Genomic DNA, 24,541 nt, shown 5'->3' with positions numbered 1-24,541 from the left:
ATGACCCACAGCACCCCCCTCCTCCTGGGCGTCCACGCCCATCAGCCGGTTGGTAATTTTCCGCAGGTGATTGATGACGCCGTAATGCGCTGTTATCACCCCTTTCTTGAAGCCATGCATCGCTTTCCTGAATTTCCCTTTGCCATTCATATCAGTGGCTGGTTACTACAATATATGGTGCAACAACACCCCAACACCATGAAACTGCTGCAGGAAATGGTCACCCGCCAGCAGGCGGAGCTGGTGGGCGCCGGGGACACCGAACCGGTGCTGGCGGCTATTCCCCATGCAGATCGCATCACCCAACTGGAAGCCATGGCCGACCGACTGGACAAAAATTTCGGACAGCGCCCGGTGGGGGCCTGGCTGACCGAGCGCGTTTGGGATCCCAGCGTGGTTCCCGCCCTGCAAGAGGCGGGAATTCAATATGTGATGGTGGACGATTATCACTTTCTCTGCGCGGGGGCCTCTAGCGACCAACTCGGCAGCTTTCATCGCACCGAAGAAAATGGCCAGGCTATCGATGTTTTCCCCATTTCCGAAGCGTTGCGTTATCGCCTGCCTTTCTCGGAGGCCGCTGCCGCAGTCACTTATATCGAAGAAATATCCGCGCATAATCCGGGTAGCGCCGGGATTTATTTTGATGACATCGAAAAATTCGGGGTCTGGCCGGAGACTTATAGTTGGGTTTATGAAAAAGGCTGGCTGGAACAGTTTCTCCAGGGCGTCCTGAATTCTCCACATATTCAACCCATGCGTTTCAAGGATTATCTGCACCAGCATCGGCCCCAGGGTATGATTTATCTGCCCACGGTGTCCTACAGTGAAATGAACGAATGGACACTGGCACCGGATGCGGCCCGCAACTACGCGGCTTTTCTGGAACAGGAAAAGGCTGCAGGCCGCCTGGACCTACGCAAGCCACTCATTCGTGGCGGAATATGGAAAAACTTTCTGACCCGATATCCCGAGTCCAACTGGATGCAGAAACGCATGCTGCAATTATCCCGGCGCTTTCATGCTTTGCCCAAGCGCCAGCAAAGCAAGCAGATGCGTGCGGATTTACATGAAACCCAGGCCAATGATGCCTATTGGCACGGGCTGTTTGGCGGCATTTATCTGCCGCACCTGCGCCGGGCGGTGTACCATGCCATGGTTCGACTGGAAGCGCAGCTCGATAAAATCCAGGCACGGCCAGGTTTGCAGTTCATTGACGTGGATATGGATGGCCATGAAGAGCTGTATTATCACAATGACGATCAACAGTTGATCATTCGCCCGACGCCCTCCGCCGCCGTAGCCGAGTGGGATTGTTACAAACTGCATCACAATCTTGGGGATACACTGGCACGGCGCGACGAGGCCTACTACGACAAAATCCGGCACGGGGCAGTGGATCATGCGGCTCCCAGTGAAGGTATTGCTTCCGCCCACGACCGCATCAGCTTCAAAACAGAAATTAAGGCAGATGATCTGCTTGCCGACACCGCCCCCTGCCACAGTTTTCAGGAGTGGCTGGATAATGTCGCAGTCACGTATCCGGAAAGCAGCATCGTTCAGGATGCTCCCCATTTTGCGGGCGGTATCGCTGACAGCTGGGCGGTCAGTAAAGCCTATAGCCTCGCCCATAAAGGAATGATGGTGCATTTTCGGATAGAATCACCAGCTTCCCAACACAATACAGAGTCTCACCATTTTCAGACTCGGCTATTTCTGGCCATGCCCAGTTGTGATGGGCCGGCGGGACAGTTTTTTGCGGATGGGCAATCCCAGGGTGGCTTCGGACTTCCCATCCAGGGTGAAAAAACCCGACAAATCGTGCTGGAAGATGCCGTGATGGGCGGTAAAATCACCCTCCATTGCAATCCGCCGGTGCGCTGGGAGGCTGCGCCCCATATGACCGTTTCCCAATCCGAAGCGGGCTTTGAAAAAATCATGCAGGCCCTGCAACTGGATTTTTACTGGGACCTGACGGCTGGCAAGACGCAACATATCGAAATCCTTACGGAGATCATCGCCTATGACTGAGAAACTGACCATAGGTATTGATGTCGGTGGCACCAATTTACGTTTTGGGGTTTTCCGGGGTAATGATTGTCTGGACAGTATTCGCCATGAAGTAGATCTGCACGCCAAATGCGCTGCGGCAGCCGATTCAGAAAGCGCTGCCCGACTGTTCACGGAACTGCTTGAAGCAGGCATTGCTCAACTCCGCCATCAATACCCGGAAATTATTCGAGTCGGGGTGGCTGTGCCCGGTTTTGTGAATGCCAAAGGCGTTTTGCTGCAATCGCCCAACATTCCGCAACTCATCCACTTTGATTTGCAAAGTGCCGTTCAGAATGCCTGCCAATTGCCTGTACTCATCGAAAATGACGCCAATGCTGCCGGATATGGCGAATTCTGGGAAGAAAAACAGGAAAATCCCGAATTGCGCGATCTCTTGTACGTCGGCCTGGGTACCGGTGTCGGTGGTGGGTGGGTCCATGACGACCGCCCCTGGCGCGGTGAACATGGAACCGCCATGGAGATAGGGCACATCATCGTGGTCCCCGGCGGAAGACGATGTGGCTGTGGTAATCAGGGTTGCCTGGAACAATATGCCTCGGCACGCGGAATCCAGTCCAGTTACGTGGAACTGACCGGCACAGCACCGGATACTGCCGTTATTGCCCAGATGGCCTGCGATGGACGCCCCGAAGCCAGTCAAACCTTTCAGATGGCCGGTGATTATCTGGGACAAGCCCTGGCCAGCATTTTGAAGGTTGCCGATGTCCGGGTCATTCGGGTGGGAGGCGGGGTCAGTGCGGCCTGGGATTGTTTTGCGCCAGCCTTATTACAACGTTTGGACGCTGACTTGATTCCCGCGCTGCGCGGCGAGGTGGAAGTCAAACGCGGCAATCATGATGATCTCGCCGGAATGCGCGGGGTCGCCCTGCTGGCCGATCAGGAACTCAGCCAATAACCGATGCGAATTGGTGTATTTGATTCCGGACTGGGTGGCCTCAGCACCCTGCTCTCCTGCCTGCGTTATTTGCCGAATGCCCATTTTTTGTTTTATGGCGATAGCGCTCATAGTCCTTATGGCGACAAAACCGCCGGCGAAGTACAACAATGGACGGAAATTGCTTATGCCTGGTTTGTCCGGCAAGGCGTAGATGCCGTGGTACTGGCTTGCAACACGGCTACCAGCGCGGCAGCCATACCTCTGCGGGAATATGCGGACGTGCCCATCATCGGTATTGAGCCCGCCATCAAAAAAGCGCTGATGCTTTATCCCGAAGGCAGTATTCTCCTGCTGGCCACAGCCATGACCGTCACCGGTGAAAAGCTTCGTAATCTCTTGACGCAATTACCAAATGCCGAACAACGCGTGCAGCCTCTTGCTTGCCCGGGTCTGGCAGAACGCATTGAATCCCAGAGCAATGACTGGCAGCAGCAAGTCCAGGAGTATCTGCACAATCATGTTCTGCCTTATTACTCGACAGACACTCAAGTCATTGTGCTGGGCTGCACCCATTACTGCTGGATCAGCAACTGGCTGTCAGAGCTAAATGGACGGAATATTCCCACCCTGGATGGAAATGATGGCGTGGCGCGGCAATTATGTCGCAGGATCGACATACGGAGTCTCCCCGAGACGCCACCGGATTTGCCCACTGAAGCATCCATTGATTTTTATTTTACCGCCGCCGCTGCTGAAAAAACGCAAGTTGCCCGTCGCCTGCTGCGCGCTCACGGGGTCAAAACCTAGTCCATCTGGGCCCCATGATCCGTCAACTTCACGCCATATTTTTTGGCCTGAGCTTCGCCCTGGGCGTAAGCCAGATTAGCCAGTTCCTCCGCATGCTTGGCCTTGACCACTGCCTCATCATATTTACCGGCTTTGTCTGCCGCTTCGGCTTCTTTATAAATTTTCGGGGTGGAAAGCCACAAATAATGCACGGCTGAAGTTTTTGCCATGGCCGTCTTGGCCGCCGCCAGCGCATGCTGCGCGTCTGTAGCGGTAACCGTCGCCGCCGTCGCAAAACCCGCCATCATCAGGGTGCCTGCTGCCATCACACTCATCAATAGACGCTTCATAAATGCACCTCCCTCTACAAACCTTGTTCAGAATGAAACAACCGACCGGACATTACTCCAATCCTCAATCCAGCAAAATTTGTTCCTTCCCGGTAACTACCTGAAAAAACAAATCCCTCAACATCAATCCAGCAATCTGCTCAGGTTGAAATGGCCAATTCGGGCCAGAAGACCCAATGCACATGCGGGCCATACCGGACCATTTGATTCCATCGGCAGCACCTCTATATGAGTAGAGGCACAGCCAGCGCCAGGGCATGAATCAATACACCCACCAGACCGCCGACCAGGGTTCCGTTCACCCGAATATATTGCAGATCGGTCCCCACCCCTTCTTCCAGCAGGCGGATCATGTCTTTTTCGGGCCAGTCCTGAATGGTTTTTTCAATATGCTGCGCCAAACCATCGCGCATGGCCGGGGCCAAACGACGAGCACTGTTTTCCAGATAATCATTAATGGCCTCCCGCAAGACTGCCTGTTCCGCCAAAAATGTCCCCAACTGCCCGGCCAAAACCTGAATCTGACCCCGTAAACGGGAATCTGGACTGCGCAGATCCTTGTCCAGCCAGGCGCGCAGGTCGCGCAACAAACCATCTGCATACTCCTGCACTGCCGGATGGGAAATCAGGCCATTTTGCCAACGCCGGATACGCTCCTGAAACCGGGCGTCTGTCCGCAGCCGCACAATCGCATCAGCCATCCAGCGATCAAAAGCCAGGCGGCGTGGATGCTCGGGATCGTCCTCGATTTCCTGCAAAAGTTGATGCGCGGCCTTTACCAGATTTCGCGCGAGATTATCACTCAGGGTGGCAGGGTCCATGAGCGCACTCATCCAGGAGAACAAGGTGGGATAGGCGCGTTTCAGAATGGCTGCTATTTGCTCGGCCAGCAGCCCCTGCGTTTCTTCCCCATCCAGCCACTCGCGCAGGCGCTGAATACCATCTTCCAGAAGGGCCTGATGACGGTGGTCTTCTGTCAGTAATGCCAGAATATTTCCCATCCAGCGCGCCCCATCCACGCGCTGAAGCTGGCGACCCAGCGCGCTTCGCAGGGCAACACGCAATTCCTGATCATCAGTCAGCGCCAGGGCTTTTTGCAGCAACGTCGTCAATTGCCGGGCCAGCAGATGGCTGCTTTCCGGCTGGATCAGCCACTGCGCCAGCCAGGTGGCGGGATCGGCGCGGCGCAACAGGCGGACAATGGCTTCGCTTTCCAGAAAATGATCACGAATGAACGTGGCCAGACGCTTCGCCAGACGCGCCTTGTTTCTCGGCAAAATGGCCGTATGGGGAATGGGCAGACCCAGCGGATGACGAAACAGGGCCACCACCGCAAACCAGTCCGCCAGCCCGCCCACCATGGCGGCCTCGGAAAATGCCCCGGTCCAGGCCCAAATGCCCAAAAATCCCTGACTGGCTGAAAACAAGAACAACAGCAATGCCAGCAACAGTAAAACCAAAGCCCAGCGACGCATCACCTGCAATTTTTGCAGGCGTTCTCCTGGCCGAGGATTCAGAAGTGTTTTTGGGGGTTCATTATTATCGGCAACCATGTGAGCGAGTTTAGCACGGAGACTTGCATTCTGTAGAAATCGCCATTTAATATGCAAACATAATTATTGGCAGGGAGTATGGATCATGCGTCTTATTCTGGCGATTTTTTTACCTTTTCTGGTGTTTTTTACCATTGGCCGGCCGCTCGCAGGCATCATCTGCCTGCTTCTGCAAATCACCGTACTGGGCTGGATACCGGCGGCCATCTGGGCGGTTTACGCCTTAAGCCAGTACAAGACCGATCAGAAAATCCAGAAAGCGCTGGGACGTTAAAGGCCCTTATTAAGCCGATATCGGTTAACCAAGATAAGACTTCCTGCTCAAGTTGGCATTCGGTCAGCGTTCGTCTTCCTTAATGACGCGGATCAATGCCAGATTGATGTAGTAGTTGCTTCGTCCTGCCTTGACCTTTTCGACAAAACCCGCTTCGGCCAGATCGTCGAGGTATTTTGTTGCGGTCAGACGTGAAACCTGAAGATCGCGCTCAAAAAAGGCGATCTTGGTGTAAGGATGCTGGAACAGACTATTGATCAAGTCTTGGCTGTAGAAGCGAAACTGATTCCGGATTCGCTTCTTGTAGTCCATCAGGGCGAGGCTGATCGCTTGAATCATTTTGATGGCCTGCTCTGCGGTCTGTTCCACAGCATCCAGCATGTACATAACCCATTCTTCCCAGGCTTCATCATCCCGAACGGCCTGAAGCAGGCGATAGTACTCCCCTTTGTTCCGAACGATGTAGTTGCTGAGATAAAGCAACGGGATGTCCAGCAACTCAGCCTTGACCAGATAAAGCACGTTGATGATGCGCCCGGTTCGACCGTTGCCATCGTAAAACGGGTGGATACTCTCGAACTGATGATGAATCAGAGCCATCTTGATCAACGGGTCAACGTTGAACAGGGCATCGTCATTGATAAATCGCTCTAGGTCGCCCATCAGGCGGATGATCTCGTTATTGTCCTGCGGTGGAGTGTAGACCACCCGGCCTGTATCGGTCTGAAGATCAGTGCCCGGTAACTGGCGAAAGCCTGCGTCGTTCTGTTCCAGTGCTTCCTGAATTTTCAGAATTTGCCGGTTTGTAATCAACCCGGTTTTGCGCACCTCCTCAAAGCCCGTGCGAAGCGCTTGCCGATAACGCAAAACCTCCTTGGTAGCCGGGTCTGAATACACGCGCTCTAAAGCTTCGCCCTTGAACAATGCATCGTGCGTCGTGACGATGTTTTCGATCTCGGAACTGTCTTTGGCTTCCTGCAAACCCAGAGTATTAATCAGGATGCCCTGGTTCGGGATGGTCCGTGCCATACTCTTGAGTTCCGCAAGCTTACGGCTGCTTTTTACTAGCTTCTTCAGAATAGGAGCAGTTTCGAACCGTACCGGATCGAGCTGATGCAGCGGCTCAAGTGTCATGGTTGCTCCCGAATAGATGGAATGGCGAAACATGCAAAGAAAAACAACTCGACCTATACATATCGCGAGAAATATGCATAGGAAAACCCATTCTTATATACACGTCAAGTTTAGTCGGAATAAGATCTGTCTGCCGGGTTGGCATTGTGTAGCCCGTTTCGCGCACATTAAAAATCCCAGAAAGTACAAGACGTTCCGGGATTATGTTTACAATTTATGTTTGGTGGTTTTTAAAAAGGAATATCGTCATCAAAATCTTCCATTGGCGGGGGTGGGGTATCCTGTTTGCGCCCGCTGCTGGCCGGAGCTGAAGAAGCACCCGTCGAATGACCGCCGCCATGATCTTCTTCGTCAAAACTGGCTGCACCACCACCGCCCCCGCGTGGACCCACCAATTGCAGCCGGTCACCGATAATTTCAGTGGTGTAGCGCTCCTGACCTTCCTTGTCGGTCCACTTGCGGGTCTGCAATCGGCCTTCCACATAAGCCATACTGCCCTTGCGCAGGTATTCGCCAGCAATTTCGGCAGTACGTCCAAATAGCACGATACGATGCCATTCGGTGCGTTCCTGTTTATTCCCTTCGCGATCCTTGAAATTTTCAGAGGTGGCAATACTGAAATTGGCGATAGCAGCACCACTGGGCTGATAGCGCATCTCCGGGTCCCGGCCCAGATGTCCTAATAATATGACCTTGTTCACTCCCGCCATTGTCAGATCTCCTTGAGTACAAGGGGACGGCCGTCCCCGAAAGCCCTATACTAACCCATCCAGAGAAAAACTCATTCCTGAACCCAAAAAGGCTACGGCTACATGGAACATATCCAGATCCGGGGCGCACGTACCCATAATCTCAAAAACATCTCATTGACCCTGCCCCGGGACCGCCTCATTGTCATCACCGGCTTATCCGGTTCGGGCAAATCCTCACTGGCTTTTGACACGCTCTATGCCGAAGGTCAGCGCCGCTATGTGGAGAGTCTTTCGGCCTATGCCCGGCAGTTTCTGTCGCTGATGGGCAAGCCTGATGTGGATGCCATTGAAGGGCTATCGCCCGCCATTTCCATTGAACAGAAATCCACTTCCCATAATCCCCGCTCTACCGTCGGCACCATCACGGAAATCCATGACTATCTGCGTCTGCTGTATGCCCGCACTGGCACGCCCTGGTGTTGCGGAGCACCCATTCAGAGCCAGACCATCAGCCAGATGGTAGATCAATTACTGGCCCTGCCTGAAGGCGAAAAACTCATGATTCTCGCCCCCATGGTGCGTGATCGCAAAGGCAGTCATGAAGAGGTGATCAGCGCGCTGCGGGCCAGAGGCCTGATTCGTGCCCGGGTAGATGGGGAAATGCTCGAACTGGATGACATTCCGACCCTGGACAAAAAACGCAAACATCGCGTTGAAGCCGTCATTGACCGCCTGGTGTTGCGCGAGGACAGTGGGCCGCGTCTGGCGGAATCCCTGGAAACCGCACTGAGCCTCGCCGATGACCAGGCCATCGCCGTGTTGATGGGGCCGCAACATCAGGAAGAACGCCTGTTCTCCGCCCACCATGCCTGTCCCAGTTGTGGACGTTCCTTTCCGGCCCTCGAACCCCGGCTGTTTTCTTTCAACAATCCGGCAGGGGCCTGCCCACGTTGTGATGGCCTGGGAGAAATTACCTTTTTTGATCCAGACCTGATTATTCCTGATCCGGGTGCCAGCCTCAGCGCCGGGGCCATCGCCGCCTGGACCAAGCGCCACAAGGAACATTACACCCCCTTGTTGAATGCGCTGGCCGCTCATTTTCACTTTTCCCTGGAGTTTTCCTGGGAAGACCTGCCTTTTGAAGTGCGTGAGCAAATTCTGCACGGTTCCGACGAACGTATTACCGTGCAGCAAGGTTCACGGACGCATCAGATTCATTTTGAGGGAGTCATTCCCGGACTGGAACGGCGCCTGCGCGAATCCCAGTCTAATCTGGCGCGGGAAGAAATCATGCGTTACATGGGCCGCCTGCGCTGTCCGTCCTGTCACGGCAGCCGTCTGCGTGAAGAAGCCCGTATGGTCAAGGTGGGGCCTCTGGCCCTTCAGGAAGTGTCAGCGCTGCCCATTCGCGAATCCCTGCAACACTTTGCGAATTTGCAACTGGAGGGCCAGGAAGCCATCATCGCCGAGAGAATCCTGAAGGAAATCAGCAGCCGCCTGAAGTTTCTGGTAGATGTGGGTCTGGCCTATCTGAGTCTGGATCGTTCCGCAGAAACCCTTTCCGGTGGCGAAGCCCAGCGCATTCGCCTGGCCTCCCAGATTGGTGCCGGTCTGGTGGGGGTCATGTATGTTCTGGATGAACCCTCCATCGGCTTGCACCAGCGTGACAATGACCGCCTGATCGGCACTCTCAAACATCTGCGTGACCTGGGTAATACCGTCATTGTTGTAGAGCATGACGAAGATGCCATCCGCGCTGCAGATCATGTAGTGGATATGGGCCCCGGCGCCGGTACCCACGGGGGTGAAGTCATCGCTCAGGGTACTCCCGAAGAGATTCGCGCCAATCCGGACTCCCTCACCGGTCGTTACCTGACTGGTGATTTGTGCATTGCAATTCCCGAACGCCGCCGTCACGACCAGCAACGCTGGCTGGAAGTCATCGGTGCGACAGGCAACAACCTGAAATCAGTCGATGCAAGAATTCCCATCGGCCTGTTTATCTGCATCACCGGCGTCAGCGGCTCGGGCAAATCCACGCTGATCAATGACACCTTGTATCCCGCCTGCGCGCGGGTTCTGATGGGCAGCACGCAGAGTCCGGCTGCGCATCAGCAACTGCGTGGCCTGGAAGCCCTGGACAAAGTCATAGCCATTGATCAAAGTCCCATCGGCCGTACCCCCCGGAGTAATCCGGCCACTTATACCGGACTGTTCACCCCGATTCGCGAGCTTTTTGCCGCCACCAGCGAGGCCCGGGCCAGAGGTTACAATCCGGGGCGCTTCAGTTTTAACGTCAAGGGCGGCCGTTGTGAAGCCTGTGAGGGCGACGGCGTCATTCGCGTTGAAATGCATTTCCTGCCGGACATTTACGTACCCTGCGACGTTTGTGCCGGAAAACGCTACAAGCGGGAAACCCTGGATGTGCATTACAAGGGCAAAAATATTCACGAAATTCTCGAAATGACGGTGGAAGATGCCCGCCAGTTTTTTGATCCGGTACCAGCCATTGCCCGCAAATTGCAAACACTGCTGGATGTAGGGCTGGGTTATCTGCGCCTCGGCCAGTCCGCCACCACACTTTCCGGTGGCGAAGCCCAGCGGGTAAAGCTCTCCCGGGAATTATCCCGACGGGATACCGGACGCACCCTATACATTCTTGATGAACCTACCACCGGCCTGCATTTTCATGATATCGCCCTGCTCCTGGTGGTCCTGCAGAAGCTCGCCGATGCGGGCAATACCATTGTGGTCATTGAACATAATCTGGATGTCATCAAAACCGCCGACTGGATTATTGACCTGGGTCCCGAGGGTGGCTCCGGAGGCGGGCAAATCATCGCCACGGGCAGCCCTGACGAAGTCGCCCGCAATCCGGTTTCACACACCGGTCACTATCTGGCGCGACATTTATCCCGATAAATTGCACAATAGTCCTGTAAACATGACCTGGAGCCGTGAATATGTCCGTTCTCCCCGAACGCCGTGAACAAATCCGCAGCGCCCACGCCGCCCTGATCCTGCAGGTAGTTGCAGCCTGCCAGAACCCCCGGTTGCGCGGCGCTGTCGACGACCACCTGCGCGTCGCCGCTGCGAATGGTTGGGGAGAACTGGTGGCGGTCATTCAACAGATTATGGCTGGCAAGCGTGAACTGGGTTTACTGCAGGGACTGGATGAAGAAGACAGTGTCATCGTCGAATCCATTCTGATGGGTCTGCAAAATCCCGAAACGCTCCCCAAAAGTACGGGGCAGGCCGACCCGGGACTGGCGGCCCCAGGGCTGGCCAGTGTCATCCTTGCCGCGCGTCGGGGCGACCCCCAGGCCGTCGCCTGGTTGGGGCAAATGGCCAGTCAAATGCAAAAAGCCGGGGGCGACATGGCCCGTATGGGGGCCGCTCTCGGCCCCTTGTCCCGAGGTTTGGATGATCGCCGCAAGCTGGAAAAAGGCATGGGACCATTGGGTCGCAGCCTGCTTCAGGGGGTACTGGACGAACTCGCCAAAGCCGAATTGCAATAAGGTCCATTCCACCCGAAAAGCTTGAAATGTTGCTTTATCGCCCCAATTTCCCGAGTCAACGTCTTTTTATTTTCAGGAGTATTGCATGGCCACTGGTGAACACATCCTCGAAGTCAACTTAGGTAATTTTCAGGAAGCCGTTATTGAGCTTTCCCAAAAGGCCCTGGTCCTCGTGGATTTCTGGGCACCCTGGTGTGGACCCTGTCGCGCCCTGGGTCCTGTCCTCGAAAAGCTGGCGGAAGAAATGCAGGGAGCCTTTGTTCTGGCCAAAATCAATTCTGATGAAAACCCGGAACTTTCCCGGGAATATCAGGTGCGCGGAATTCCCGCAGTCAAGGCTTTCAAAAACGGTAAAGTGGTAGATGAGTTCACCGGTGCTCTCCCGGAGTCGGCCATCCGCCAGTTTCTTGAAAAACATTTACCCAAGCCCGGCGATGATCTGCGCGCCGAGGCCATGGCCGCCATGGCCCAGGGCAAAACCGATGAAGCCCAGTCACTTCTGGAAGAGTCCCTGCAAACAAACCCTCAAAACGATCAGGCACGTTTGGCACTGGCCCATCTCGCCATACAACAGGGACGTCATGCGGATGCTCAGGCACAAATTGATGCCATGTCCCCTCTGTTTCAGATGGAAATCGAGGTCGAAGGCCTGAAAGCATTACTGGAATTTACGGATGCGGCGCGCAAAGCTCCGCCCATGGCCAAGCTGGAGACGACCATTGCCCATGAAAAAGGCGACACGCGCGCTCTGGCCATGTATCAACGGGCGCTGGTTCTGCTTTTGCAGGGCCAGGAAGCTGCCGCTTTGGATCAACTGATTGAAATGGTGGAAAGACACAAAAGTTACGACGATGGCCTCGCCCGCAAAACTGTTCTGAAGATTTTTGCCCTGCACAGCAATCAGGGACCACTGGTTGAGCAATACCGCACCAAATTATCCCGCGCTTTGTATTAAGTGCTATGGTAGACATCAGGCAGGAACTAGATGCTTTATTACCGAGTCTAAACGCAAATGCGTCAATGCTGCAGAACCAAAACTCCAAAGGAGAGTCCTATGGCGAATAGTCGCCCGAAAACCCTGTTGAAACGCCCGAAACTACTGATTACTGCTGTTGTCGCTGCGTGCTTTGGTTTTACCCTGGGCGCCACCGAATGGGCACAGGCCGATGCCACCCCTACGTCGCCCGCCTTATCCATCCACACCAACACCGCACCCCAACAGGCGCTGGTTGCCCTCCCGGACTTTACCCCCATTATTGATCGCTATGGTCCGGCAGTGGTGAACATCAGCAGCACCACCAACAAAGTCATCCACCAACAGCACAACCCGTTTCCGCCAAATTCTCCTTTTTACCAGTTTTTTCAGCACTTCGGCGCACCCGGACAAGCCGGTCCCAGCCATCAGCAGCACGAAAAAATCCAATCTCTGGGGTCTGGATTCATCATCAGCCCGGATGGTTACATTGTCACCGCCGGTCACGTAGTACGGGGTGCCAATCATATTGTCGTCACCCTGACCAATCATCATGCCTATCCCGCCAAACTGATCGGACTTTCGGTGCGCTACGACACGGCCCTGCTGAAAATTGATGCCAAGGATCTGCCCACAGTTCCCATCGGCAATTCTGATCATCTGAAAGTCGGCCAGTGGTTGCTGGCGGTAGGTGCGCCCTTCGGTTTTTACAATACCGTCACCCAGGGGGTAGTCAGCGCCATGAACCGGCCGTTGCCTGATGACGAATACATCCCTTTCATCCAGAGCGACGTGCCCATTAATCCTGGCAATTCCGGTGGTCCGCTCTTTAACATGAAGGGCCAGGTAATCGGCATCAATGATCAGATATACACCAACAGCGGCGGATACATGGGCTTGTCTTTCTCCATCCCCATCAATACCGTCATGCGCGTGGTGCAGGACTTCAAGGACCATAAACCCATTCAGTTCGGGTACCTGGGTGTCGAAGTGCAGGATGTCACACCGCAAATGGCGCAAGCCCTGCATCTTCAGGAACCGGTCGGCGCCCTCGTGGCTTCGGTGATGCCGGGCAGCCCCGCTGCCAAGGCTGGCATCCAGCCCGGTGATGTCATTGTGACCTATGACAGCAAACCGGTTTACAACGTCGGCCAACTGCCGCCCATGGTCGGCAACACGGTTCCCGGCACCCATGCCAGCGTGGGCATCCTTCATCATGGCGTCGCGGAAACCAAAAATGTTCTGGTCACCGCCCTGCCGAAAAACATGGACGAGCAGCCCGGCAGTACCCAACCGGCAGCGCCTGCAAAGACCCTGAAAATCAGTCGGATGGATATTCATGTTCAAAATCTGACTCCAGACATTGAAAAACAGCTGGATGTTCACCATGGTGTCGTGGTGGTAGGTGTCAGTGAAGGCCCTGCCGCTGAAGCGGGCCTGATGCCCGGGATGATCATTCAGCAGATCAATCAGCAGGATGTCCAAAATGTCAGCGAGCTGGCGCACATTGTCGCCGGGTTACCAAAAGACCAACCCATTCCCATGTTGGTCCGTCAGGGTAAAGCGAGCATCTATGTGGTCATTACCCCGGCAAAGAAATAGTACACTGTGCATTGGCACGCGTGTTGTCCCCAAAACCATAATGGACAACGTAGTTAGGGGATTTTAGTTTTTTGCATCGAGTCACAGCTGGCGGAAGAGGAAGTCCATCTCATCCATTCATTCTGGAACAGAACCTGGTACGAATTATTTAATTGCTTTAATCGGTGCATCACTTTGGTATAAAATCTCTATTCCAGATTAATAGCTTCTGGGTATTCCAGCCTGTAGTGACATTGTGAATACCCTTTTGTCCTTATTTCCAGGCTTTTCGCTTTGATCTAAGGATGGCGTTAATCCTATCAAGAACTTTTGACATACTGGGTAGACAAGCTGATTTGCCACCTTGCTACCAGTTTCATGAGAGAGAAAATAAGGAACGTCAATGAACACAGCTGTCTTCAACCGCACTTCCGGAAATGCACCACTCCTGAAGGTACCTAAAATTACCGCCTATTTTTGGATAGCGAAACTCCTGACTACTGCCATGGGAGAGGCCACGTCAGATTTTCTCGTATTTCACACGAACCCCTATCTGGCTGTTATTGGTTGTGGTTTATTATTCCTGATTGCTCTCTGGCTGCAGATGCGTAGCAATCAATATAAAGCACACTATTACTGGTTTGCTGTTATCATGGTAAGCATTTTCGGGACTCAAATAGCGGACGTTACCCATGTCGTACTGGGTGTCCCCTATGATATCTCGACATCCGTTTTTCTGATGGCATTGATCGGGATTCTGGGAATCTGGAAGCTCAAAGAAAAGACGCTTTCCATTCACAGTGTGCATACACCTCAGCGCGAGGCTTTTTATTGGGCGACCATTGTAGCCACCTTTGCGTTGGGCACCGCCGCTGGTGACATGACTGCATCGAGCCTGGATTTAGGCTACCTTGAATCGGGGATCTTGTTTGTCATAATGTTTGGCATTCCCGTGATTGCATATTTCATGTTCGATCTTAATGAAATAGCTGCCTTCTGGATTGCCTATATTTTGACCAGACCATTGGGAGCCTCTTTCGCGGATTGGACAGACAAACCCATTCAGTTCGGTGGCCTTGGTCTGGGTACGGGTCCGGTGAGCATATCGCTAACATTGGTCATTCTGATGCTGCTCACCTACTTGATAATTCACAGAGTGGACGATCCCAACTAAAATTTAATGCGAAAGAGAGGGGTTTATGGTCACAGAAACCCCCGGCCTGTGAATGCCATTTTACGGGATATGAAAACATCTATGCCGGATCGGGCAGGAGTCCGAACCTGATCGGCTTTTTTATCCAGCGTACGGCATTGCTCTGGACACACGAGGCTTCATATTCGGTGGCGGCATCCCTGTATTATGTGTGTGCCACGAACCAAGGGAATAACGCACTCTCCTGGCGGTATATGAGGCTGCATCACCTTTTTTTGGCCGCATTGCATAGGGTAGGGGGGTACTCTATACTGACTCTATGGCACATACCATTAAAGAGAAGCAACAGCTGCTTGCCCGCCTGCGCAGAATACGGGGGCAGATTGAAGCCATAGAGCATGCATTAGAGGAAGAAAGAGGCTGCGAAGTGATTATGCAGCAAATCGCCAGTGTGCGTGGTGCCATTGCTGGATTTATGGCAGAGGTCGTTGAAGATCATGTCCGCACCCATCTGGTAGATACAACCAGTTTTCCAAAGGCTCTGAATCAGGAAGCGACAGAACAGCTTATAGCAGTAATTCGTACCTACTTGAAGTGAGGCAATATATGGCCGTTCAATCTGCCAATCTACGGCATGGACACATTTTTCTGCGAACCGACCACGAACATAATGAACGAAGAACCTGGTGGGTGGTCTGGATATGTATTGTAATGATGTTGGTAGAAATTGTCGGTGGCTTTTTATCTGGATCTATTGCCCTGATAGCCGATGGCGTTCACATGAGCACGCATGCAGGTGCCTTATTGCTAACAGCATTAGCCTATCGCTATGCACGCAAACATGTTCATGACCCACGTTTCAGCTTTGGGACTGGGAAAATCGGTGACCTTGCTGGTTTTAGTAGTGCCATTGTCATGGCAATGATTGCAGTGGTGATAGGGTTTGAGGCTGTGAGACAATTTTTTGCTCCAATGCCGGTCAATTATACTGAGGCGTTGCCTATTGCTGGCCTGGCCTTATTGGTTAATGTGATTACCGGATGGATTCTTATCGGTGGCCACTCTCACCATCATGGGCACCACTCCATGCACACACATCCGCATATAACTGACCATGAAGATGAGCGAAAATCCTTTTTCCTTAACAATAAAAATATTCAACTAGAAATTTATGAGCGGGGTGTGCCGCCAAGATTTCGCATCTATAGTGACCATGCCACCGATCTAGCCAACTTGCCTGTATCCGTCGAGACCGTACGCCCCAATGGCCAACGCCATGTATTCCTCATGGCGACTCAAAAAGGTTATCTGGAATCTGTTGAAGAAATTCCCGAACCACATGAATTTTCGGCCATAGTTGACTGCAATGGAACAAGCAGTTTGGTCCAATTTTCTGAACACGAGCACACACATGAGTCGATCGGGCGGGATAACAATATGCGTGCGGCGATTGCTCATATTGTAACAGATTCAGCGGTATCCGCTCTTGTTGTTGTTGGGCTATGGCTGGGATTTACTTTTAATTGGCTCTGGATGAACCCATTGGCAGCTATTGTTGGGGCAATTGTTATCGGAAATTGGGCATATGGATTAGTCCGGGACACCGCCAAAATTCTTTTAGATATGACCCCTGATCAAAGTCTAGCCCAGCAGATGCAGGAGAAAATTGAAATGGATGGTGACACAGTGTCAGATTTGCATCTCTGGCGCCTTGGTCCGGGTCATCTTGGTGCAATTCTTTCTGTGCAGACATCCACGCAATCTAGTATTAAAGAATACCAGCAGAAATTATCATGTTTTAGGTCCATATCCCACTTAACTATTGAGATCTATAGAACTGAACCTCCAAATTGAGTGAGTGGGTGATCGAGGTGATTTATCGACTGCCTTGGTCGGTATTCTTCTGTTGGATGTGAATCTGGTACATTTGGCCAATGGAAATGCTTTGTGAGATGGATGAATAGAGGGCATAAGCCAGGTAAGAATACACCATCCCTACTCACCCGTTGTCAGTAAAGGCGGTTTCAAGTTTGAAGTGCAACACCATTGTTTAACTGCCTGATTTGCTGTGCCATCACTTCGGCTGGAGTGTGGTTTCGCTGATCGGGCATCAATTGCCTGTATTTTCTGGCCATCTCTCACCTCCGTCTGCCTTCGACCAGAGGTGTTACACTTCATTTTAGGGCGCGCCCAGTTTTTACGGAGACAACCTTCCCAGAAGATCCTCCAACTACCAAATGGTTTCTACTGAGCAAAACATCTGCGGGTCCAGGAGATCCAGCAAAAAGATGCCTTTTATATAAAACCCTTCCATTGTTTGGGTTAATCACAAACAATACACCGTGACTGTTCACTAAATACAATTTACCGTTATAAATATTAGGATTGCTGACATCTTCTCCAGTATCAACGGACCAAAGTAAACGCCCAGTACCAACCCTCAAAGCATATAGTATATGAGTTATCCGAGGCTCTATAAAGATAGTACGATGCCAAGCAGTGAGTGGAGGATCATAAATTCCCGCCTTTTCCGGATCATGGTTGGACATCTTGGAAAAATGAACGTGGATATCTAAAAAGTGCGCCACTCTACGGATGGCAGCAATAGTCCAGTTGGACCAATAGTACTTTTCATCCAGTAGACGTTGATGTATCCATGCGTTGGGAGGCAGTCTCTTTGTATAAGTGGTTTTATTAAAGATCACATCACCTGTTTTTGCCTGCATACCAATAACCTGAAAGGTGAAGTATTTCATCTTTTCATGTCGCCAGATATGGTTGATAATCTGTAACAGACCATATGGTGGATTTCGCATATATGCTGTATAAACAATTCCATGAGAGAGGACTGGAGATGCTTCAGCGAGATTTTGAGCATGAGAAAGATTTTGTGACCATACCACCTTATGAGTTCGCCAATCGATATCATAAAAATAATTTTTGTCTGTAAATGAATTATCAGTCCCAAAATAAAGCTGATTCTGTGCATGCAGAGGTGAAGACATTGCTGACCAACCACTAATTGCTGTTTTCCATAGAATATGGCCCGTTTTCTCGTTCAAAGAAAAGAAATGACCACCGCCATCAGGGCCAAGGATTTCGTGATTTACATACGCAGGTGTTGGCATAACTTGACAGCGGGTCAAATGTTCCCAGGCAGTATGGCCTGTTTTCCTGTGAACGGCTATCACTCCATGCGGGTATGGTGAACGGCAAGAATAACCTTTATTTGTCGAAAACATGCGCTTTCCACCCATTCCAACAATGACCAAATGCCGAGTAACAATGGGTTCTGTCATACTGATATTAGGTAATTTTGTGGACCAAATTATCCGACCATTTTTCCCATCAACTCTGACGACCTTTCCTTGTTGAGGTTTTGATCTTCCAGCGCTTATAAACAGATTGTTTTTGCGGATATTGATGGGAGCGATAATTCTTTCACCTAAATTTATTGTAAAACTTCCCAATTTCTGATTCGATGTATTCAGATGGTGAATATTATCTTCAAATTGATTCACTGACGATGCCGAAGCTATAGTCATGGGCGCAGTTGCAAGATATAGAATCACAACTATTAACCAAACATGTTTTAATGCATTAATTTTTTTTGTGGTGATAGACAATAACCGGTTTATTCTCATTTCTGGCCACCATGGTTAACAATCAACTCAAGAGAATCACCTGTGATTTTTTTGTTTAATCTGTTAGTACTATAGAAAATGATATTTTTTACAAACAATAGGACCGTGTTATTTACATAAGCACCATCAAATATAGAGTTCATCATTTTTATTACTCTCCAACTACATTGCCCTGAATCCTCACAACGATGCGTAATACAAGGTTGGCAATAAACCCTCCAACAATAAGCATGATATTGGCAATTTGCATATCAATATAAGCATCTGATTTTTTCTGAAACACCAGTGCTGCAGTTTTAGTCCCATTAGCAAGAAGCTCCAGAGTAAACAATGAAGACGCAAATATGATCAGGACTATCAGCATCACATTTATTGCAACATTCCATGTATTATGATTAATGCGTTTTGCAATTAATACCGAATCAGAATAGTAAATAATAGACATCAAAGACATTTCTAAGGCAATTTCTGCAAAATCCCCAGAATATATTCTTATCACAATAAAAAACAAATAAATAAGCACGGGAATGCTTAATATGGAAATCTCTGAAAATGAATCGATGCAAATGTGGATTATTTTTTCTATTTTATTAAGATTCATACGCACTCCACGTGATCAACAAAGCGAGTAATATTAGTTCGCAAAAGTACTGGTAAAGAAAATTATCTTTTCATATTTATTGGCAAGTACTATCAAATGCCTACCATTCAATTTAAATGACCATGATGAACAGCCCCCTCATTGCCCATTACGAAGCAATTCCCCAAGGGCTGTTTTTGAAAAGTTCAGATCTGTAAGTGAAAATGACAGATCTTTCCAGCTTGCCATTAAATGACTAATTTTTTACGCCATTGTCCCTGTTCCATCATGGGCTCAAAAAGCATGTAGTAAGGCCCTTTATCCAAATGGGCAAGTACGCCCTCATTGTGAATCTGCCGCAACTCGTAATCCAGCATCGCATGGGCTATGCCCATATGTGCATGTTCAGGAGACTCCCATTCCATGTGCACCAAGTACTGCGTTGGCTTCTGTCCCGGAATCAGTGGCTTATCAGGCACCTGACTGCCATAGTTGGTGTTGTACTCTGGTGGATTGGCGCCCAGCGTGGCCTTCAGCATCCCTTTGGGGTCAAACTGAAAGGATCCTATGGCAGAAACGCCAAACTGTTTCATGATCATCCAGCCGATCATGCCCGGAACATTTTCTTTCATCCAGGTGAGCGTCTCTATGGCCCCTTTTTCAAAAGCTTCCTCATGCCCGTCCATCACCCAATGGTCACCAATGGCAATACTTCGCTTTGCCGATAATGCCACTTTAGGCACGAGCTTCTGCTCTGCGAAAGACTTTCCTAAAGCTGCAGGAATATCGGTCATACCCATAATCAGGGGGAGATCGGAACGAATGACTTCATAATAGGGTTCCCATGGTCCCTCTATGACCATATCCAGGCAGCTTCCACATAATTCAAAAATTTCCTTGAAGTTTTCATGATGCATCTCTTCATGCGACTTCACGTCTTTCCATGCGGTGTACTGAAACATGGAAATAGGATTCAGGGTTTCATGCATATCAATAGCGCCACCACCATAGCGCCCAGCCATAGGATGAATGCCCGTCTGCAATAATTGTTCAAAACCTAAAAACCCGGGATGCGAGGCCGTAGTGATACAAACCTTGGGCCCAACCTTCATCATGGTTTCATAACTTTCCGGTCGATTGGCTACTTTTGACTGATTGATGGCAATAATAGGATTTTTACTCATACATTAACCTCCAGTAGTTACTCATGGAACAAGTTAGACAAGTGAATTACCGATTAACTCACCTATAATATCCTCAATAAGAGATGACAGGAAAACATTTAATCAGAGCACCTCTCTTTGAAATCACCCATTTTTCCTGTACATATCCTGCTTCCTTTGTGTCTTTACCTTCAGCCTCTTGCTGAGCGTTTCCGGTAATTTTACCGGCGACTTCTTTGACGGCATCTTTGACCTGCGTTTTATTCATAAAACTCTCCTTAGTTGATAGATTGTTCAGCAACACGACCTTGGTTATTACTGGGCTGCGTGAGCTAACTTTTCCGAGTGTTTATCGAGCTCATTCAGTAGCACATGAATCCCGCCTTTTTTCAGAGCACTGGTAAATTCTGCTTTCTGCATCGCCAGGTTGCTGACGCCGTTTGTCGTTACATTGACAATTTTCCATTGGCCATGGTTTTGGCTGAGCAGATAATCAAACGTGTTGTTTTTACCACCATTGCCGGACTTCAACGTACTGCTGACCATCATTCGGTGGCCAGGCACGCTCTTGGAGACGGGACTACTAAACTTTTGACCAGCGTAATGGGTGAAATGCGCGGCATAATTTGCCACAGAATAATCGGTCAGCGCCTGCACGAACTGCTTCTTTTCTGGAGCAGACAGCTTATCCCACGCGGTCCCCAGGCTGTAGTGCGCGATCTTTGAAAAATCATAGGCGTGGCTGATTTCGGGATACAATGCGTGAAAACGACTCTTAAAGCTACTGGATGGCCCCATTTTCATGGAGTGTATGAGCGCCATGTTGAGCTTGGCCACGACGCTGTCGGGCGCATTACCTGTTGACGCAATAGCGCTTCCTGTACCCAACATGAATATCGTTATACAAGCACCCAAAAACTTTGGGTTTTCTGTACGTTGTGAAAATTTCATCCTTATCTCCTTTTTCATTTACTTGAAATCAAATAGGCGGGGCCTTGACGGTAGCCTGGACACCCAGCGTCTGGTTCAACGACGAGAAAAACTGTCTGGAAAGTGTTTTATTGCCAAATAGTCCAACGCCCATCGTCACTTTGGTAACCCCTGGACTTGTAGATTTCAAAATGACGCTGACATCCGTGCCTGCTGCCGTTTTTCCATCAATGATCCATTTGTCTGGATTTTTCTTCACATTACCCACATAGGTAATATGCATTTCCGAAAAAACATGCAGAACGGCAGCCTGAACCGTTCCGTGCGGCCTTGGATAATAGGCATGATAGTCGGATAGAACGCCTGAATGTACAGCAGCAACGCTGCCGGCTCCCGCACCGGCTGCAGCGATAGCGACGCAGCCACTTAAAGGCAATACCGCCCCCATACAGAGAACTGCAGCCATCCAGCCGAGTTGCTTCCCGTAGTTTGGATATTGAATACGCATTGTTCATTCCTTGTGTTTGCTGTAAGCATGGAACGGATAGGGCGTCAGGATCCTGCTCAACGAGCAGGACGCTCTATTCCAGTTTACTGGGCATTGTTCGCTTCCCGAGCTGCCTGGTTTGCCGTCTGTTGCGCAGCGTCTGCCCGGTTTAATGCTTCATTTTGTTTATGCTGTAGCGCATCGGCTTTCGCCAAGGCCCGATTGGCTGTCTCCTGGGCAGCGCGTGCATTATTCTGCGCTGACTCGGCTTTGGCGCTAGGGCCGCCTCCGCACCCGGCAAGGGCCAGAGGGGCCAACATGATCATTGTCAGCGTGAGCGTCTTCATCGTTTTCCATACATTCATGATAATTTCTCCTTTGAATTAACACACCTCAAGGCAAGGCTTTCCCGAAACTATGTAGAGTTTTATTGGCGTTATAAGACAATGCATTACCAGAGGCTTTTTCAGCATTTTTGCAGGATGCCAACTTGTCTCGGCCGGCACTGTTTTTACACCAGGCTACTTCCTGCGACATTTTTTTCTGATGATGTAAATACCAGGAAACTGGATGGCCACCCTGGGGCCCTTGAGAAACGGCTGAACAACCGGCAAGAGCCATGCCGAATAACGGCGGTATTAGAAAAAACAATTTTGATATTTTCATATTCTCACTTATCTCCTTCTCCATGTAGATAACTGGATTTAAGATTCAGCTAATTTGATACGTTGATTTATTGTCGATTAATTCTGGTACATTGTCAAAAATTGATTACAATAACGTTGCTGTAGCTAATTGGCGACTTCTTAATGCTTTCTCATATTTCCTTGATTACTGTTTATTAACAATGATCATGGCGGGTTACTGAAGATCTAAAACATACATTATAAAATTACTTTGTCGTTGATATGAAACAATCAAAATAAGAATTTCATTGTACAAAAATGAATAGCATAGATCAGATAACGACACTGCAAAAAGGGCATAGGCAAGCAATAAAATACAAATATAACGTCACCATAAATAAGAATATAATTAAAACAATACAAATAACTTATTTATTTTTCAGATAGATACAAAAGTTGATAAGCTGTAAAATATTTACTATAGTATATAAATCAATTTGCACAAAGGTGAATCAAATGAAAACTATTGCTTTGATTGGCTGCGCAGCGCTGGGCGTGTTCCCCGTATTGGCCTTTGCCAGCCCACTTCAACATGGTCTGAACTATATCGGCATTTACGGGGAGGCTATCGGTACACCCGATTCATACAACTCTTTTAATACGCAAGATTTCGCACAGTCCTTCAAGTCCATGAAACCCGCTGCTGGTGGAAACACCTCGGGTGGTGTCGGTGTGGTACTGAACGGTATCAGTCAGGATGATGTCCTCTTGCATCTAGGGTTTAATTATGGATTTAGCCCCATTATTGGTGACAGCAATGGAAATACCAGCAACAATGGTCATTCCATGGCTTTTAATGCGCGGCTGGGCAAGGGGTTTCAGTTTGGTCACAATCTGATAGTGGGCCCCTATATTGGCTATCAGTACGCTCAGTTCAAATTAGGGATTGGTGATAATGGCAACTTCGGAAATGCAACCTACAATAATAATGCCATCGGTGGTGGATTGTTTCTTGCCATGGGGCCTGTTCAAGACCTCACCCTGTCTGCCCATGCTGGCTATATGGTGGGCATATCATCCAATGAAAAAGTGAAATTTTCTGATTTGTCCGTTCAGCCTGGCGGCGTTCCATCAGCCAATGTATTCCAGGTGGGCAGTAAACTAAGTTACCGCTTCCTGCCGAATGTCAGTGGATTCGTCGGGGTGAATTACGATCGCTACTTGGCATCTAAACAATTCGGCCCCATCAACGTGAAGACCCGTGTAAACAGCTTGCGGGGTATGGTAGGTGTTGCTTATAACTTCTAGCCAAACATTTTTGGTACGATGATATGACTTTTCTGTGAACTAACAGTTGTTTTTAATGCTGTTAGATCTACTGGCTTAGAGGTTACGGATAAAGTCATCCCCAGCGTAACAATCTGGAAGGTTTTTGTTTTATTGTTTACTAATATATCCTGAAGCAGAATGTAATTAGATTTTTCATATATTAGCAGAAAGGAGGACAAAATGCGTAACCTCAAATTATCCAAAATGCTGTTCAACGGATTGTTTCATGTTGCTCTGGTAGCCAGTGCAGATAAGGAATGTCGCTATCTACTAGTCGATGGTTTACGTGAGTTAATTACAGGCTTAAATGAGCTGATTGATCTCAACGATATGCCTGCAAGCTGTAATAACGGGGAAGTTCTGGAGCACGATATTTTAGACATTGAGCATGTAGTTTTTTTAATGTTAGAAGATGCCCGTGCTAAAGACAAGAATTTAGAATTACAATGCTCATTAAGTCAATTGATGGACGAACTTACCGCTATTAAATGGTTTTTGTCTAACCGGTCACAGATTAATAGCTCGATTAGGGTAATGGCTCCTCGACACCATGTGTAGTATATGAGAAGTCTCAGCGATGTATAGTGCCTACATAGAAGAAGCAACCTCTCATCGCTTACTGAGATGTTGATAACTGAAAGTTAGCACGATGAGGCTGTAGTAGAGAATGATGGCAATCAAAATTATGTGCAATGGTTAATCATTCAAAGCCATGAGGCTCCCATTATGGTCGTTAAGCTTTTGAATTCTTAAGATGGACACCTTTATCAGGGAGCAGATTTGGCCCTTTCCAAGGTTCATGGCTCAGTTTATTTACAGCC

25 protein-coding genes are annotated in these 24,541 nt (G+C 49.9%); 13 read left to right on the top strand and 12 right to left on the bottom strand.

Features of this window, described 5'->3' with window-relative positions; all coding sequences use genetic code 11:
* From H7F11_RS06200 to murI, 3 genes are read left to right on the top strand one after another with little or no spacing between them, the layout of a single operon-like run.
* Window positions 1-2,028, top strand: coding sequence for an alpha-amylase/4-alpha-glucanotransferase domain-containing protein (locus tag H7F11_RS06200; protein WP_193650201.1), 2,028 nt, complete (start codon window positions 1-3; stop codon window positions 2,026-2,028).
* Window positions 2,021-2,965, top strand: a complete 945-nt coding sequence (locus tag H7F11_RS06195; protein WP_193650200.1) for an ROK family protein — start codon at window positions 2,021-2,023, stop codon at window positions 2,963-2,965. Before H7F11_RS06200 ends, H7F11_RS06195 begins: the two co-directional genes overlap by 8 nt.
* Before the next feature lie 3 nt (window positions 2,966-2,968).
* The gene (gene murI / locus H7F11_RS06190; RefSeq protein ID WP_193650199.1) at window positions 2,969-3,754 is read left to right on the top strand and encodes a glutamate racemase; all 786 of its coding nucleotides are present in this window, start codon (window positions 2,969-2,971) and stop codon (window positions 3,752-3,754) included.
* Here the strand turns inward: murI and H7F11_RS06185 are convergent.
* Window positions 3,751-4,083 carry a hypothetical protein gene (locus H7F11_RS06185; protein WP_193650198.1) on the bottom strand — a complete coding sequence of 111 codons (333 nt, stop codon included), beginning with the start codon at window positions 4,081-4,083 and terminating at the stop codon, window positions 3,751-3,753. The two genes, murI and H7F11_RS06185, sit on opposite strands and share 4 nt — an antisense overlap.
* 224 nt (window positions 4,084-4,307) lie before the next feature.
* Window positions 4,308-5,636, bottom strand: a complete 1,329-nt coding sequence (locus H7F11_RS06180; RefSeq protein WP_193650197.1) for a DUF445 domain-containing protein — start codon at window positions 5,634-5,636, stop codon at window positions 4,308-4,310.
* 85 nt (window positions 5,637-5,721) lie between these two features.
* On the opposite strand from H7F11_RS06180, the gene H7F11_RS06175 reads away from it, so the two are divergent.
* The gene (locus H7F11_RS06175; protein ID WP_010637640.1) at window positions 5,722-5,910 is read left to right on the top strand and encodes a YqaE/Pmp3 family membrane protein; all 189 of its coding nucleotides are present in this window, start codon (window positions 5,722-5,724) and stop codon (window positions 5,908-5,910) included.
* 63 nt (window positions 5,911-5,973) lie between these two features.
* Here the strand turns inward: H7F11_RS06175 and H7F11_RS06170 are convergent, their stop codons facing one another.
* The gene (locus H7F11_RS06170; RefSeq protein WP_227485308.1) at window positions 5,974-7,077 is read right to left on the bottom strand and encodes a Fic family protein; all 1,104 of its coding nucleotides are present in this window, start codon (window positions 7,075-7,077) and stop codon (window positions 5,974-5,976) included.
* Window positions 7,078-7,274: 197 nt separating this feature from the next.
* Complete coding sequence (locus tag H7F11_RS06165; RefSeq protein ID WP_193650196.1) at window positions 7,275-7,754, bottom strand: single-stranded DNA-binding protein; 480 nt, start codon at window positions 7,752-7,754, stop codon at window positions 7,275-7,277.
* Window positions 7,755-7,856: 102 nt separating this feature from the next.
* Between H7F11_RS06165 and uvrA the strand changes: the two genes are divergently transcribed.
* The 7 genes from uvrA (at window position 7,857) to dmeF (ending at window position 16,815) form a co-directional block, all read left to right on the top strand.
* Window positions 7,857-10,658, top strand: a complete 2,802-nt coding sequence (uvrA, locus tag H7F11_RS06160; RefSeq protein WP_193650195.1) for an excinuclease ABC subunit UvrA — start codon at window positions 7,857-7,859, stop codon at window positions 10,656-10,658.
* Between the two features lie 41 nt (window positions 10,659-10,699).
* Window positions 10,700-11,254: a hypothetical protein gene (locus H7F11_RS06155; RefSeq protein WP_193650194.1), complete on the top strand. Its 555-nt coding sequence runs from the start codon at window positions 10,700-10,702 to the stop codon at window positions 11,252-11,254.
* Window positions 11,255-11,339: 85 nt separating this feature from the next.
* Window positions 11,340-12,209, top strand: a complete 870-nt coding sequence (trxA, locus tag H7F11_RS06150; RefSeq protein WP_193650193.1) for a thioredoxin — start codon at window positions 11,340-11,342, stop codon at window positions 12,207-12,209.
* Between the two features lie 99 nt (window positions 12,210-12,308).
* Entirely contained in the window at window positions 12,309-13,829 is a 1,521-nt protein-coding gene (locus tag H7F11_RS06145) for a Do family serine endopeptidase (protein ID WP_193658072.1), read from the top strand.
* A gap of 382 nt (window positions 13,830-14,211) precedes the next feature.
* The gene (locus tag H7F11_RS06140; protein WP_193658070.1) at window positions 14,212-14,982 is read left to right on the top strand and encodes a hypothetical protein; all 771 of its coding nucleotides are present in this window, start codon (window positions 14,212-14,214) and stop codon (window positions 14,980-14,982) included.
* 298 nt (window positions 14,983-15,280) lie between these two features.
* Complete coding sequence (locus tag H7F11_RS06135) at window positions 15,281-15,559, top strand: metal/formaldehyde-sensitive transcriptional repressor (protein WP_193658068.1); 279 nt, start codon at window positions 15,281-15,283, stop codon at window positions 15,557-15,559.
* Between the two features lie 8 nt (window positions 15,560-15,567).
* Entirely contained in the window at window positions 15,568-16,815 is a 1,248-nt protein-coding gene (gene dmeF, locus H7F11_RS06130; RefSeq protein ID WP_193658066.1) for a CDF family Co(II)/Ni(II) efflux transporter DmeF, read from the top strand.
* A gap of 320 nt (window positions 16,816-17,135) precedes the next feature.
* On the opposite strand, the gene H7F11_RS06125 is transcribed toward dmeF, so the two are convergent.
* The 8 genes from H7F11_RS06125 to H7F11_RS06090 all read right to left on the bottom strand — a co-directional run bounded on the left by H7F11_RS06125 (window position 17,136) and on the right by H7F11_RS06090 (window position 22,431).
* Window positions 17,136-18,587 carry a PQQ-binding-like beta-propeller repeat protein gene (locus H7F11_RS06125; RefSeq protein ID WP_193658064.1) on the bottom strand — a complete coding sequence of 484 codons (1,452 nt, stop codon included), beginning with the start codon at window positions 18,585-18,587 and terminating at the stop codon, window positions 17,136-17,138.
* Between the two features lie 169 nt (window positions 18,588-18,756).
* Entirely contained in the window at window positions 18,757-19,206 is a 450-nt protein-coding gene (locus tag H7F11_RS06120; RefSeq protein ID WP_193658062.1) for a hypothetical protein, read from the bottom strand.
* A 227-nt stretch (window positions 19,207-19,433) separates the two neighbouring features.
* Window positions 19,434-20,369: a sulfur oxygenase reductase family protein gene (locus tag H7F11_RS06115; protein ID WP_193658060.1), complete on the bottom strand. Its 936-nt coding sequence runs from the start codon at window positions 20,367-20,369 to the stop codon at window positions 19,434-19,436.
* 73 nt (window positions 20,370-20,442) lie between these two features.
* The gene (locus tag H7F11_RS06110) at window positions 20,443-20,616 is read right to left on the bottom strand and encodes a CsbD family protein (RefSeq protein ID WP_193658058.1); all 174 of its coding nucleotides are present in this window, start codon (window positions 20,614-20,616) and stop codon (window positions 20,443-20,445) included.
* A 47-nt stretch (window positions 20,617-20,663) separates the two neighbouring features.
* The gene (locus H7F11_RS06105; protein ID WP_193658056.1) at window positions 20,664-21,299 is read right to left on the bottom strand and encodes an ABC transporter substrate-binding protein; all 636 of its coding nucleotides are present in this window, start codon (window positions 21,297-21,299) and stop codon (window positions 20,664-20,666) included.
* 28 nt (window positions 21,300-21,327) lie between these two features.
* Window positions 21,328-21,786: a DUF3568 family protein gene (locus tag H7F11_RS06100; protein ID WP_193658054.1), complete on the bottom strand. Its 459-nt coding sequence runs from the start codon at window positions 21,784-21,786 to the stop codon at window positions 21,328-21,330.
* Window positions 21,787-21,869: 83 nt separating this feature from the next.
* Window positions 21,870-22,130 (bottom strand): hypothetical protein, encoded by a 261-nt coding sequence (locus tag H7F11_RS06095; RefSeq protein ID WP_193658052.1) that lies wholly within the window; start codon window positions 22,128-22,130, stop codon window positions 21,870-21,872.
* 28 nt (window positions 22,131-22,158) lie between these two features.
* A complete protein-coding gene (locus tag H7F11_RS06090; protein ID WP_227485307.1) occupies window positions 22,159-22,431 on the bottom strand; it encodes an EexN family lipoprotein in 273 nt (90 codons plus the stop codon).
* Window positions 22,432-22,907: 476 nt separating this feature from the next.
* Here H7F11_RS06090 and H7F11_RS06085 point away from each other — a divergent pair, with 476 nt between their 5' ends.
* Together H7F11_RS06085 and H7F11_RS06080 are read left to right on the top strand one after the other, a co-directional pair.
* Window positions 22,908-23,699 carry an autotransporter outer membrane beta-barrel domain-containing protein gene (locus H7F11_RS06085; protein WP_193658048.1) on the top strand — a complete coding sequence of 264 codons (792 nt, stop codon included), beginning with the start codon at window positions 22,908-22,910 and terminating at the stop codon, window positions 23,697-23,699.
* Window positions 23,700-23,900: 201 nt separating this feature from the next.
* The gene (locus H7F11_RS06080; protein ID WP_193658046.1) at window positions 23,901-24,278 is read left to right on the top strand and encodes a hypothetical protein; all 378 of its coding nucleotides are present in this window, start codon (window positions 23,901-23,903) and stop codon (window positions 24,276-24,278) included.
* Window positions 24,279-24,541: the final 263 nt, after the last annotated feature.

This window comes from Acidithiobacillus sp. HP-2 (assembly GCF_015100155.1).
Classification (GTDB): domain Bacteria; phylum Pseudomonadota; class Gammaproteobacteria; order Acidithiobacillales; family Acidithiobacillaceae; genus Acidithiobacillus.
Note: the sequence above shows the minus strand (reverse complement) of the source record. Positions and strands in the feature narration are given on the sequence as shown.